The organism is Pseudomonas sp. Irchel 3F6 (genome assembly GCF_900187595.1).
Classification (GTDB): domain Bacteria; phylum Pseudomonadota; class Gammaproteobacteria; order Pseudomonadales; family Pseudomonadaceae; genus Aquipseudomonas; species Aquipseudomonas siliginis.
Genome location: NZ_FYDP01000002.1, coordinates 753,413 through 766,265 on the forward strand (window position 1 = coordinate 753,413; position 12,853 = coordinate 766,265).

A 12,853-nucleotide genomic window follows, 5' to 3' on the forward strand; every position below is an offset into this window, starting at 1 on the left:
TTCGCGAGCAGGCTCGCTCCCACAGGGGCGGCTGCTGGCCGTCTGGTATTGGGACAAGCCGCATGGGCGAAAAGTCGTTACTATAAGCGCCTATTTGCCTGCCTTGCCATGGACACCATGACCGAGAACGACTATCTGATCGCCTGGGGCCTTTACGCCTTTGCCGCCGTGGGCTGCCTGCTGGTATGGATGCGCCTGACCACCTGGATGTGGCGTTGGCTGCGCGAGCCGCTGCGTGTGCTGATGGCGGTGTTGCTGTTCAGCCCGACCATCGTCGATCCGGTGAAAGCCAAAGTTGCACCGGCCATCGCCATCACCGCCCTGGACATGCTGTTCAAGGTCGGCAACAACGCCTGGCGCGCGGTTTCCGATCTGTTCATGTACGGCATGATCGCCTTCGGGGTGTATCTGGTTTTCGTCTTGATCCGCCTGCCGATCGAGCGTGCCTCGGTAGCACGGCGTGAACGCGCCGAGGCCGCCAAGGCCGCCGCCCGTGCCGAAGAGCGCGACGATGATCAACCGTTCGGTGGCGCCGGTGACGACCGCTACGGTCGCCCGCCAGTACCGAACAATCCGCAGCGCATGCGGGTCGAGCCGCGTCTGTAACCCGAGAGTCCGCACATGTGTGAATTACTGGGCATGAGTGCCAACGTGCCGACCGACATCGTGTTCAGCTTCACCGGCCTGATGCAACGCGGCGGCCGTACCGGCCCGCACCGCGACGGCTGGGGCATTGCCTTCTACGAAGGGCGGGGCCTGCGGCTGTTTCAGGACCCGGCAGCGAGCAGCGAGTCGGAAGTTGCCAACCTGGTGCAGCGTTATCCGATCAAGAGCGAAGTGGTCATCGGCCATATTCGCCAGGCCAACGTCGGCAAGGTCTGCCTGTCCAACACCCACCCGTTCGTCCGCGAACTGTGGGGGCGCAACTGGTGTTTCGCGCACAACGGCCAGCTCGCCGACTTCACTGCGATCAAGAGTTTCTACCGACCGGTCGGCGATACCGACAGCGAAGCGGCGTTCTGCGATTTGCTCAACCGGGTACGCGCAGCCTTCCCCGAGCCGGTCGATATCGAAGTGCTGCTGCCGGATCTGGTCGCAGCGTGCGCCGAATATCGCAGCAAAGGCGTGTTCAATTGCCTGCTCAGCGACGGCGATTGGCTGTTCTGTTACTGCTCGACCAAACTCGCCCAGATCACCCGCCGCGCCCCGTTCGGCCCGGCGCGGCTCAAGGATGTCGATGTGATCGTCGACTTCCAGGCCGAAACCACGCCCAACGACGTGGTCACGGTGATTGCCACCGAGCCTTTGACCGAAAACGAAACCTGGACCCGTTACGAACCGGGCCAATGGAGCCTGTGGCGACGCGGCGAATGCGTCAGCCAGGGCAAGACCGAATAAGGATTTGCACCCATGTTGCTCAGTTATCTACGGCTGGTGTTGTTTGCGGCGGGCCTGTTGATCGGTGTCCAGGTGCCGGGGTTCATCAACGATTACGCCCAGCGTGTCGAAGCGCACCTGATCGAAGCGCAGACCGGTCTGCGTGGTTTCCAGGGCACGGCGGATCAGTTTTTCAAAGGCGATATGCAGGCGCTGGTCGCACATTACCGTGCCAGCGAAGACCCGATTTTTCGCAGCGATGCCGACAGCCTGAACACCTTGCTCACCCGCCAGGTCGCGCTGGACAAGCAATTCCAGGCGATGCAAGGCCCGTGGTATGTGCGCTTCCTGCAAGTGGTGCTGGCCGCCGATCCGGATATTCGCAAGGAAACCTGGAACGGCTACAGCTACCAGATCCTGCTGACGCCAGAGGCGATGATCTGGGGCATGAGCGGCGCGTTGCTGCTGTCGTTCGGCGTCGAATGCCTGTTCCGCCTGATCGACTGGGTCGTCCTCGGCGGCCGCCGCCTGCGCCAGAGCCGGCCGATCGAAGATCGCGATGTGCGCGGTTTGTAAGACTTGCACAATCCCCTCTGGCAAGAGAGGCCTTATGGCATGGGGGATTCTGTGGTGAGTGGGCTCTGGGGTGAGTGGGTTCTGTGGTGAATGGGCTCTGTGGTGAATGGGCTATGGGGGGAGTGGGTTCTGTGGCGAATGAGTTCCGTGGCGAGTGGGTTCTGTGGTGAATGAGTTCTGTGGCGAGGGGATTTATCCCCGTTGGGCTGCGCAGCAGCCCCAAAACCTGCACTGAAAGACCGCGTTGGCCGCAATCACGACTGCTGCGCAGCCGAGCGGGGATAAATCCCCTCGCCACGTAATCATTCAGTAAGGGTGATGTAGTCCTTGCCGACCTTGTGCGCATACCCCGCCAGGACCTGCTGACACAACGTCACGATCTCCTCGACCCACTCAACCCCGACCCGCCACGACACCACCACCGGCAGATTCGCCGGCCGCTGCTCGATGTCGAGCAAGATCAATTCGCCCCGTGCCAGCTCCTCGGTCACCAGCACCGGCGGCAGCGCGCCGATACCGAAGCCGTCGCGCAACAACCGGGTGATCGCCGACACCGAGTTCACGCAATTCAAGCGTGGCGCCATGACGCCGCTGGCCTGCATCAGCGCGACGATATCCTGATGCGGTCGTGAGTTTTTCGAATAGGTGATGATCCGCTCCTGCGCCAGTTCGGCGAGGTCGGCGTAGTCGCGGTTGTAGATCGAATTGCTCGCGACAATCCAGCCCAGCGGATGGCTTGCCAGCTCGAGGCTGCGCACGCTTTCGTGACGGACCAGATCGGTTTGCAGAACCAGATCAAGGAAGCCTTTTTGCAGTTGATCGCAGAGGTTCAGCGCGGTATCCGCGACCAATTCGATTTCCACCCGTGGGTACAGATCGGTCATCTGCGCCACCAGCGGGCTCAGCCAGGTATGGATCACTGTGTCCATCACGCCGATACGCACCCGGCCGACCTTGCTCGAACGGGTCTCGATCGACTGCTTCAGCGCCGCCATGGTGTCGAGCATCTGCTCGGCATAGTCGAGCACTTTCAGGCCTTCCGGGGTCAGGCTGACGCCGCGTGAGTCGCGCAAAAACAGCTTTACGCCCAGCTCGCCTTCGAGCACCGCAATGCGGCTGGAAATCGATGCCTGGGTGGTGAACAGCTTGTCAGCGGTCAGGCGAAAACTCTTCAGGCGCGCGACCCAGACAAAGGTCTCGAGAAACTTCAGATTCATGGACAAGGCTCGAGTGACAAATTTTTCTTATGCCTAAGGCGGGTTTTTATTCGTTGGACGGCGCAGGGCAGAGCGACGAAAAATCGACGCATCCGGTTCCCACGATAGGCGTCGTCGGAGCTTCGAACAAGACCAATAAAAGCCCTGCGGAGATTTGCCATGAGTGCTCCCGATACCCTCCCTTTATCCAAGCCTGCGGCTCGCCCCGGACCTTTCGACTGGTACCGCAACATCAACCAGCAGGAGCGCCGCACGTTCTGGAGCTGCAAGATCGGCTACGGTCTGGACGGTATGGACACGCAAATGCTCAGCTTCGTCGTGCCGACGCTGATCGCGATGTGGGGCATCACCACGGGCGAAGCGGGGCTGATTCACACCAGCACCCTGATCGCCTCGGCCATCGGCGGTTGGGTCGCCGGGATTCTCTCCGACCGCATCGGCCGTGTGCGCACCCTGCAACTGACGGTGCTGTGGTTCGCCTTCTTCACCTTCCTCTGCGGCTTCGCGCAAAACTACGAACAATTGTTGATCGCGCGCACGTTGATGGGCTTCGGTTTCGGCGGTGAATGGACCGCTGGCGCAGTGTTGATCGGTGAAGTGATCCGCGCCAAGGATCGCGGCAAAGCGGTGGGCATGGTGCAATCCGGCTGGGCGCTGGGTTGGGGCCTGACGGCGATTCTGTACGCGCTGCTGTTTTCGGTGTTGCCAGCGGAAGATGCCTGGCGCGCGCTGTTCATCCTCGGCATCGTGCCGGCGATATTCGTGATTTTTGTCCGTCGCCTGGTGAAAGATCCGGAGATATATCGCGAAGCCAAAGCCGCGCAAACTCCGGAAAACCCGGCGAAGTTCTACGAGATCTTCGCACCGGGCATGCTCTTCACCACGTTTCGCGCTTCTTTGCTGACCACCGGTGCGCTGGGCGGCTACTACGCGATCACCTCCTGGCTGCCGACTTTCCTCAAGAACGAGCGCGGTTTGAGCGTGCTTGGCACCGGTGGTTATCTGGCGATGGTGATCGTCGGTTCTTACGTCGGCTATGTGACCAGCGCTTATCTGACCGACCTGCTGGGGCGGAAAAAGAACTTCATTTTGTTTGCCGTCGGCTCGTTCACTATCGTTCTGCTCTACACGCAGATGCCGGTCAGCAATGGCGTGATGCTCTGGCTGGGCTTTCCGCTGGGCTTCTTCGCCTCGGGAATTTTCAGCGGCATGGGTGCGTTTCTCACCGAACTGTTCCCCACGCGGATTCGCGGCTCGGGCCAGGGTTTCTGCTACAACATCGGCCGCGCGCTGGCGGCGTTGTTCCCGCTGTTGATCGGCCTGCTCAGCCAGAAAGTGCCATTGAGCATGGGCATCGGCGCCTTCGCGGCGGTCTCCTATGGCGTGGTGATTCTGGCGGCGCTGAGCCTGCCGGAAACCCGTGGCAAGCAACTCGACGCGCAGTAACTGATACCCTGCGCAGAAGTCTCCTACAGATAAAAAGACCAGCAGCTACAGGAGTGTTCACCGTGAGCCGCCTGCTATTGAATTGCGACATTGGCGAGAGCTTCGGCAGCTGGACCATGGGTCTGGACGCCGAAGTCATGCCCTTCATCGATTGCGCCAACGTTGCCTGTGGTTTCCATGCCGGCGACCCGAGCATCATGCGCAAAACAGTGGCGCTGGCGCTCGAGCATGGCGTGCAGATTGGCGCGCACCCGGCCTATCAGGATCTGGTCGGATTCGGCCGGCGCTCCATGGCGTATTCCGCGCAAGAGCTGCAAGACATCCTGCATTACCAGATCGGTGCCCTCGACGGCATCTGCAAGGCGCAGGGCGGGCGCGTGAGCTACGTCAAACCCCACGGCGCGATGTACAACGACATGATGGCCAACCCGGCGCAGTTGCGCGCGGTGGTGCAGGCCGTGGCCGCGTATGACCGCAGCTTGCCGCTGATGTTGATGGCGACCCGAGACAACGCTGCGACGCAGCAAATTGGCGATGAATACGGCGTAACGCTGTGGTTTGAAGCGTTCGCCGACCGTGCCTATGACAGCGCCGGCCGGCTGGTCTCCCGGCAATTGCCGGGCGCCGTGCATCACGATGCCGAAAAAATCATCGAGCAAGCGCTGACCATCGCCGATGGCGGCGCGCTCACCGCCAGCGATGGCAGCACCTTGATCCTGCGCGCCAATACATTGTGTGTACACGGCGACAACGCCAGTTCCGTGGCCGCGGTGCAGCGCATTCGCCAAGCCTTGCAGCAGTCGAGTGCGTCATGAACCCACGGATTGAAGTGGTGGCGCTCGACTGCCTGATGTTGCGTCTGTTCGATGAAATCGCCGAAGCCAACATGCCGTGGATGCTCGCCGCGAGCGAGCGTTTGCGCACGGCGTTTGGTGCACAGTTGATCGATCTGGTGCCGTCCTATACGACGTTGATGGTGCATTACGACCTGACGCTGTTGAGTCCGGCGCAGGCGCGTGAATTGATCGCCGAAGCGCTGGTCGATCTGTCGCCGAATGCGCGAAGCGGTGGGCAGTGTCACGTCTTGCCGGTCTGGTACGACTTGAGTGTCGGCCCGGAATTGAGCCTGTTGGCCGAACGCAGCGGGCTGCCAGTGGCGGAAGTGATTCGTCGGCACAGCGCACGGGAATATCAGGTGTTCGCGCTGGGCTTTGCGCCGGGTTTTGCCTTCATGGGTCTGGTCGAAGAAATGCTCGCCGCGCCGCGCTTGAGCACGCCGCGCAAGAAAGTTGCCGCCGGCAGCGTGGGCATCGCTGAGCGGCAGACGGCGGCTTATCCGGTAGTTTCACCTGGTGGCTGGAACCTGATCGGGCGCACCCCGGCGCAACTGTTTGATCGCCATCGCGACGGCTACAGCCTGATGCAACCGGGCGACACGGTGCGCTTCGAAGCCGTCGATCACGCCGAATTCATACGCTTGGGCGGCGATGACACACCACTGGAGGCGTTGGCATGAGTCGATTGACGATCGAAGCCAGCACACCGCTGTGCCTGTTGCAGGATGCCGGGCGGTTTGGCGTGCGGCATCTGGGCGTGACCCAGGGCGGCGCGGCGGATTGGTGTTCGATGAGCTGGGCCAATTGGCTGCTCGGCAATGAGCTGGATGCAGCAGTGGTTGAAATCACCCTCGGCGGGTTTGCTGTTGTGGCTGAAGAGGATTGCCTGCTGGCGCTGGCGGGAGCGGATCTCGGCGCGCAGATCGACGGCCAGCCGCTGGCGCCGTGGCGCAGTTTCAAATTGGCGAAAGGCCAGACATTGCGATTTACCCAGCCGTTGCTTGGCGCTAGAGCTTATCTGGCGGCCCCCGGTGGGTTTACTGCGCCTAAGGTGCTGGGCAGCAGTGCCACGGTGGTGCGCGAAGAGCTCGGGGGGCTTGATGGCCTGGGCGTGCCGCTGACAAGAGGGGCAACCTTGAGTTATCGCGGCGAACCCCGGCAGGTGCGTGAAGTACCGCAGTCGCATCAACCGGACCTGCGCTCCGACAAGCCGCTGGATCTGGTAATCGGCGCGCAGATCGGCCTGTTCAGCGGGCAAAGCCTGTTTGAGGTATTCAATAGTCGCTGGACACTCGACAGTCGCGCTGATCGCATGGGCATCCGCCTGCTCGGCTCGGCGTTGCAATATCAGGGCGCGCCGATGATCTCCGAGGGGATTCCGTTGGGCGCGGTGCAGGTGCCGCCCGATGGCCAACCGATCGTGTTGCTCAACGATCGCCAGACCATTGGCGGATACCCGCGCCTGGGCGCGTTGACGCCGCTGGCGCTGGCCAGGCTGGCGCAATGTCTGCCAGGGGCAACGGTGCGATTCATTCCGGTAATGCAGGAGCAAGCCTGGAAAACGCATCAGAACTATCTGAGGTCCTACGCGTAACGTGCATGGTTTCGTACCCAAAACCGAGACGCTTCCTGGCAGCTAAGTACGTCGCCTTACAGTCGTGACTGTGAGCATATGAAACGATTGCGCTTCATCTCTCACAAGGAAGTTACAGATGCGTTATATGAAAGTCAGTGCCCAAACCAGCGCGGAAGGTGCCGTGAGCGTCGTCGAGTTCCATGATCGCGCCAGAGCTGATGTGGTCTACAAGGCCAGAGTCGATCGTTTTGGTAGTCTGCAACGGGTAGACGCCGGTGACGCCGATAGCGAAGCAATGACAGACCCGATCGAAAAATTTCTGTCTACCGCCAATTCCGATATCCGGCGCATGTTTGTCAGGCACCTTCAAACCGGACAGAACGGCGCCTGTATGGAGCTGATTGCCGAGGGCAGGGTTGCGCAAGGTCCGGCTACCGGTGTGCGGTTTCGCTTCTTTGATGCGCAAGGTCAGATGCAAGAGGAACTGCTGACAAGGCCGGAAACCCGGCAGGAAAAGGCCAACCGTTTACAGCGCGAAGCTCAGCAGCGCAATGAAATCGTGCGGCAGGCGAAACAACGCGGCGTGTCTCCTCCGCCTGTTTGCGAAACGGATGACCGAGCCTTCATGGACAGACTTTGCGAGGCCTACATCAAATCGGGCTGGTAATTCTTTGATCATTCCCGCGCTCAGCGTGGGAATGATCAGGCGGTCATTTGGACAAGAACCGCATCCCTTCTTCAAGCCCGCGCAGCGTCAGCGGATACATCTGATCCTCGATCAGATCACGGACGATGTTGGTCGACGAGGTATAGCCCCAGGTATCTTTCGGATACGGGTTGATCCAGATGAGCTTCTTGTATTTCTCCATGAAGCGCTGCATCCACACGTAACCCGGCTCTTCGTTCCAGTGCTCGACGCTGCCACCGGCCTGGGTGATTTCGTAAGGCGCCATGGCGGCGTCACCGATAAAGATCACTTTGTAGTCGGCGCCGTATTTATGCAGCAGATCCTGGGTCGAGGTGCGTTCGGAAGTGCGGCGCATGTTGTTCTTCCACACTGATTCATAAATGAAGTTGTGGAAGTAGAAATACTCAAGATGCTTGAACTCGGTCTTGCAGGCCGAGAACAATTCCTCGCAGATCTTTACGTGCGCGTCCATCGAGCCGCCGATGTCGAACAACAGCAGCAGCTTCACCGTGTTGCGCCGTTCCGGGCGCATCTGGATGTTCAGCAGGCCGGCATCCTTGGCGGTGTGGTCGATGGTGCCGTCGATGTCGAGTTCTTCCGCCGCACCCTGACGGGCGAACTTGCGCAGACGACGCAGGGCGACCTTGACGTTGCGCGTGCCCAGTTCCACCGAGTCGTCGAGGTTCTTGTACTCGCGCTGATCCCAGACCTTGACCGCTTTGCCCTGACGCTTGCCGGCATCGCCAACGCGGATGCCTTCCGGGTTAAAACCGCCGGAACCGAACGGGCTGGTGCCGCCGGTGCCGATCCATTTGTTGCCGCCGGCGTGACGTTCCTTCTGTTCTTCCAGACGCTTCTTGAATTCCTCGATGAGCTTGTCCAGCCCGCCAAGGGACTGGATCTGCGCGCGTTCTTCGTCGCTCAGCGAACGCTCGAATTCCTTGCGCAGCCAGTCTTCGGGAATCAGCGCCTGCAAGTGATCGTCGAGTTTCTCCAGGCCATTGAAGTAGGCACCGAACGCGCGGTCGAACTTGTCGAAATGGCGCTCGTCCTTCACCAGAATCGCCCGCGACAAATAATAGAACTCGTCCATGTCGGCGAAGGTCACGCGCTGTTTCAGCGCGTTGATCAGGTCGAGCAGCTCGCGTACCGACACCGGTACCTTGGCTGCACGCATTTCGTTGAACAGGTTGAGCAACATGGCAGCAGCCTCTTAGCGGGTGCCGCGCCGGCTCATGAACGCCAGGCGCTCAAGCAGTTGCACGTCCTGTTCGTTTTTCACCAGTGCGCCTGCCAGCGGCGGAATGGCTTTGGTCGGATCGCGCTCGCGCAGCACCGCTTCGCCGATGTTGTCGGCCATCAGCAGTTTCAGCCAGTCGACCAGCTCGGACGTCGAAGGCTTTTTCTTCAGGCCCGGTACCTTGCGCACGTCGAAGAACACGTCGAGCGCTTCGCTGACCAGGTCCTTTTTGATGTCCGGGTAGTGCACGTCGACGATTTTCTGCAGGGTAGTGCGGTCGGGGAAAGCGATGTAGTGGAAGAAGCAGCGGCGCAGGAAGGCGTCCGGCAGCTCTTTCTCGTTGTTGGAAGTAATGATGATGATCGGGCGCTTCTTGGCCTTGATGGTCTCGTCGATTTCGTAAACGTAGAACTCCATCTTGTCGAGTTCTTGCAACAGGTCGTTGGGGAACTCGATGTCGGCCTTGTCGATTTCGTCGATCAGCAGAATCACCCGCTCCTCGGACTCAAAGGCTTCCCAGAGCTTGCCCTTCTTCAGGTAATTGCGCACGTCATGGACTTTTTCATTGCCCAGCTGCGAGTCGCGCAAACGGCTGACCGCGTCGTACTCGTACAGACCCTGATGGGCCTTGGTGGTGGACTTGATGTGCCAGGTGATCAGCTTGGCCCCGAACGACTCGGCCAGTTGCTCGGCGAGCATGGTCTTGCCGGTGCCCGGCTCACCCTTGACCAGCAGCGGCCGTTCCAGGGTGATGGCGGCGTTGACCGCCAGCTTCAGGTCATCGGTGGCGACGTAGGCCTGGGTGCCTTCGAACTTCATCTGCAAATCCTCGAACGGTAACGCTGACCTTGCGGGCAGGGCGGGGCGAATAATCGGATGCCCGACTATAACGCGCACGCCGGTCGACTGTGAACGCAGACGGCTTATTCAGTCTCTGAATGGAGCGTCACATGTTGACTCAGTCTCGGCGGATGGCCAGTATTTCGGTATCGCCGATTTGGCGATAGCCTTTCTTACTCGGTTAGTAAAAAGGGCAGAAAATCGATGTTACCCATGAAACGGCCGCGTCTGCGATCTGCGCACGTCCTGTCGGATTTCAGGTTGGCGCTGACATTTATCAATGGTCAGGAACTGACAGTTGATTTGGGGATGGATATTCATACTTATCCAGGTCTGCGGCCACTGCTTGATCGCGAAGTCTTTGCGACTGCCGTAGTCGGGGACGAGGGGTGGATCGTTGAATGGGTTGATCCCGACGTACAGATCGGTGCAGACACCTTGTATATGGATGCGCTAGCGCAAAATGCCCAGGATGAGAACACGCGCATTTTTATCGATTGGCGCGCCCGTACCGGACTTTCTCTCAATGATGCGGCCGAAGCGCTCGGTGTGAGCGCTCGCAGCATCAGCCGTTACAGCAATGGGCGTGAAGCAGTGCCACGTTCTTTGGCGTTGGCCTGTCTGGGCTGGGATTCGCTGCAACAGCGTTCATCGATAGCGGCCGAAGACACAGGTCGATATGTCGTCAACCGCAAAAATTAACCCTCATCCGGCTTCGGCCGCTCATATCGCGCATTGAATGCCTGGATGAAGCCATTGCGCAAAATCTGCAAAAACGCTTCGAAGGCGTTGACGTTCTGCTGGTGAACATTGCCGCTGAGTTCGACGCGAGTGGCGAACTGGTTTTTGTTCTGGTTTTTCAGCACGGTCTCGGTGCCGCCGACCAGCGCTTCCCAGATTGAGCGGAACAGGCCTTTATTCTTGTTCTCGACGTCTTGCTGCCAGTTGAATACGTCGACGTCGCGCAGCAGGGGTTTGATGTAGCCGGTGAGTCGGGCTTTCTCTGCCTTCGCTTCGATAACCACGTCGCCGTGGCCGGCGTTGAAGTCGAACTTGCCGTAGGCGGCGGCGAAGTCGTTCATGCGTTTGAGCTCGATGTCGCGAGCGCGCAGACGGAATTCAAAGTCTTCGAAGTTGCTCAGCGGATCGAAGGTGGCGGTGGTTTCCAATGGCGCGTGGCCCAGCAGCAAAGCTTTGCCTTCAAAGCGCGCGTCGCGTTTGCCTTCCTTGTCGACCACATTGGTCAGGTTGTAGATGCTGGCGTTGACGTTGCTGGCATTCATGTTCACCGGCGGCTTGGAATTGAAGTTGCGGAAGGTGATACGGCCGTCGTTGATCTGCACTTCATCGAGGGTGATCGGCAGCAGCTTGCCCAATTGTTCACGCCAGTCGGTGCCCTGACCGGTTTGCGAGTTCTGCTTGTTGGGGCCACCGTCGACGAAGTTGATTTCGGGATTGAGGAATTGCACCTGCGCGACCACGGCGTGGTCGTACCACAGCGAATGCCAGCTCACCGACAGGTCGATCAACGGCGCATCGACGAACGGCACCGGGACCTTGCCGTCGACCTTGACGATTTTCAGGCCGTTGATTTTGTACGCACCACGCCACAGCGCGAGGTCGACGTCGGTGATCTGGCCACGGTAATCGCCCATGTCCGCGAGCTTGTCATTGAGGTAGTCGCGTACCAGATAGGGCAGGGCGAAATGCAGGGCGACCAGCAGCACCACGACACCCGCCAGGGTCCAGAGCGGCCAGCTGTAACGACGTTTCATGCCATTGTTCCTTCAAGAGTGTGGCTTGACGATTCAATGCGATTGACTCCGCGCGTTTGCAGACGTTCGACCCGACTGGACTGTGATCGGCAACGGGCTTACCTTGGAAGGCTGAATTCAACGCTGCATAAGGACCCAGCCATGAGCCGTATTTACGCTGACAACGCCCACTCCATCGGTAATACGCCGCTGGTCCAGATCAACCGCATCGCGCCGCGCGGGGTTACGATTCTGGCCAAGATCGAGGGGCGCAATCCCGGTTACTCGGTCAAATGCCGAATCGGCGCCAACATGATCTGGGACGCCGAAGGCAGCGGCAGACTCAAGCCGGGCATGACCATTGTCGAGCCGACTTCCGGTAACACCGGTATCGGTCTGGCCTTCGTTGCCGCTGCGCGTGGCTACAAGTTGATGCTGACCATGCCGGCATCGATGAGCATCGAGCGCCGCAAGGTTCTTAAAGCCTTGGGCGCGGAACTGGTGTTGACCGAGCCGGCCAAGGGCATGAAGGGCGCCATCGAGAAAGCCGCGGAAATCGTCGCCAGCGATACCGATAAATATTTCATGCCGGCGCAGTTCGATAACCCGGCCAACCCGGCGATTCATGAAAAGACCACCGGCCCGGAAATCTGGAACGACACCGACGGCGCCGTGGATGTGCTGGTGGCAGGCGTCGGCACCGGCGGAACCATTACCGGTGTCTCGCGGTATATCAAGAACACCGCCGGTAAACCGATTCTGTCCGTGGCTGTCGAGCCGGCATCTTCGCCCGTCATCACCCAGGCTCTGGCCGGCGCCGAGATCAAGCCGAGCCCGCACAAGATTCAAGGCATCGGTGCCGGTTTTGTGCCGAAGAACCTTGATCTGTCGATGGTCGATCGTGTCGAACAGGTGACCGATGAAGAATCCAAGGCCATGGCTCTGCGCCTGATGCAGGAAGAGGGGATTTTGTGTGGCATTTCCTGCGGTGCTGCCATGGCGGTGGCGGTGCGTCTGGCGGAGAAACCAGAGATGCAGGGTAAAACCATCGTCGTGGTGCTGCCGGATTCGGGTGAGCGTTACCTGTCGAGCATGCTGTTCAGTGACCTGTTTACCGAGCAGGAGAACCAGCAGTAAGCCTGTTGATTCAGGTCAGCCGAGGTTCAGGTGCTGCATGTTAATAAAGGCTTTGTTGCGTAATGCTTAACACTGAATCTTGCGTCAGGCGGGTTTTTCCCGGAGCCGGTAGTGTTTATCATGGCCGGCTGCCATGCCGGGTAAAGGGCATTGCGCAGCGTTGTCT

14 protein-coding genes are annotated in these 12,853 nt (G+C 59.8%); 10 read left to right on the forward strand and 4 right to left on the reverse strand.

Annotated elements, in window-relative coordinates:
- The first annotated feature begins 108 nt into the window (after positions 1–108).
- The 3 genes from CKW30_RS09565 to CKW30_RS09575 are packed head-to-tail and all read left to right on the forward strand — an operon-like array spanning position 109 to position 1,953.
- Complete coding sequence (locus CKW30_RS09565; RefSeq protein ID WP_056783588.1) at positions 109–606, forward strand: hypothetical protein; 498 nt, start codon at positions 109–111, stop codon at positions 604–606.
- A 15-nt stretch (positions 607–621) separates the two neighbouring features.
- Positions 622–1,398, forward strand: a complete 777-nt coding sequence (locus CKW30_RS09570) for a class II glutamine amidotransferase (protein WP_041478844.1) — start codon at positions 622–624, stop codon at positions 1,396–1,398.
- Positions 1,399–1,410: 12 nt separating this feature from the next.
- Complete coding sequence (locus CKW30_RS09575) at positions 1,411–1,953, forward strand: DUF2937 family protein (RefSeq protein WP_024012023.1); 543 nt, start codon at positions 1,411–1,413, stop codon at positions 1,951–1,953.
- A gap of 302 nt (positions 1,954–2,255) precedes the next feature.
- Here CKW30_RS09575 and CKW30_RS09580 read toward each other — a convergent pair whose 3' ends face one another.
- Positions 2,256–3,170: a LysR family transcriptional regulator gene (locus tag CKW30_RS09580; RefSeq protein ID WP_095180652.1), complete on the reverse strand. Its 915-nt coding sequence runs from the start codon at positions 3,168–3,170 to the stop codon at positions 2,256–2,258.
- Positions 3,171–3,329: 159 nt separating this feature from the next.
- On the opposite strand from CKW30_RS09580, the gene CKW30_RS09585 reads away from it, so the two are divergent.
- The 5 genes from CKW30_RS09585 to CKW30_RS09605 all read left to right on the forward strand — a co-directional run bounded on the left by CKW30_RS09585 (position 3,330) and on the right by CKW30_RS09605 (position 7,695).
- Complete coding sequence (locus CKW30_RS09585; protein WP_095180653.1) at positions 3,330–4,616, forward strand: MFS transporter; 1,287 nt, start codon at positions 3,330–3,332, stop codon at positions 4,614–4,616.
- A gap of 62 nt (positions 4,617–4,678) precedes the next feature.
- Positions 4,679–5,431: a 5-oxoprolinase subunit PxpA gene (locus CKW30_RS09590; RefSeq protein ID WP_095180654.1), complete on the forward strand. Its 753-nt coding sequence runs from the start codon at positions 4,679–4,681 to the stop codon at positions 5,429–5,431.
- The gene (locus tag CKW30_RS09595) at positions 5,428–6,132 is read left to right on the forward strand and encodes an allophanate hydrolase subunit 1 (RefSeq protein WP_095180655.1); all 705 of its coding nucleotides are present in this window, start codon (positions 5,428–5,430) and stop codon (positions 6,130–6,132) included. The genes CKW30_RS09590 and CKW30_RS09595 overlap by 4 nt, the downstream gene beginning before the upstream one ends.
- Complete coding sequence (locus CKW30_RS09600) at positions 6,129–7,046, forward strand: biotin-dependent carboxyltransferase family protein (RefSeq protein ID WP_095180656.1); 918 nt, start codon at positions 6,129–6,131, stop codon at positions 7,044–7,046. The genes CKW30_RS09595 and CKW30_RS09600 overlap by 4 nt, the downstream gene beginning before the upstream one ends.
- 118 nt (positions 7,047–7,164) lie before the next feature.
- Complete coding sequence (locus CKW30_RS09605) at positions 7,165–7,695, forward strand: hypothetical protein (protein ID WP_056783600.1); 531 nt, start codon at positions 7,165–7,167, stop codon at positions 7,693–7,695.
- A 43-nt stretch (positions 7,696–7,738) separates the two neighbouring features.
- Here CKW30_RS09605 and CKW30_RS09610 read toward each other — a convergent pair whose 3' ends face one another.
- Together CKW30_RS09610 and CKW30_RS09615 are read right to left on the reverse strand one after the other, a co-directional pair.
- Complete coding sequence (locus CKW30_RS09610; protein ID WP_095180657.1) at positions 7,739–8,917, reverse strand: VWA domain-containing protein; 1,179 nt, start codon at positions 8,915–8,917, stop codon at positions 7,739–7,741.
- A gap of 12 nt (positions 8,918–8,929) precedes the next feature.
- The gene (locus CKW30_RS09615; RefSeq protein WP_007911294.1) at positions 8,930–9,775 is read right to left on the reverse strand and encodes a MoxR family ATPase; all 846 of its coding nucleotides are present in this window, start codon (positions 9,773–9,775) and stop codon (positions 8,930–8,932) included.
- 225 nt (positions 9,776–10,000) lie between these two features.
- Here CKW30_RS09615 and CKW30_RS09620 point away from each other — a divergent pair, with 225 nt between their 5' ends.
- Entirely contained in the window at positions 10,001–10,498 is a 498-nt protein-coding gene (locus CKW30_RS09620; protein ID WP_095180658.1) for a helix-turn-helix domain-containing protein, read from the forward strand.
- On the opposite strand, the gene CKW30_RS09625 is transcribed toward CKW30_RS09620, so the two are convergent.
- Positions 10,495–11,571, reverse strand: coding sequence for a DUF748 domain-containing protein (locus CKW30_RS09625; RefSeq protein ID WP_056783605.1), 1,077 nt, complete (start codon positions 11,569–11,571; stop codon positions 10,495–10,497). The genes CKW30_RS09620 and CKW30_RS09625 overlap by 4 nt on opposite strands.
- 141 nt (positions 11,572–11,712) lie before the next feature.
- Here CKW30_RS09625 and cysK point away from each other — a divergent pair, with 141 nt between their 5' ends.
- Entirely contained in the window at positions 11,713–12,687 is a 975-nt protein-coding gene (gene cysK, locus CKW30_RS09630) for a cysteine synthase A (RefSeq protein ID WP_095180659.1), read from the forward strand.
- Positions 12,688–12,853 lie beyond the last annotated feature (166 nt).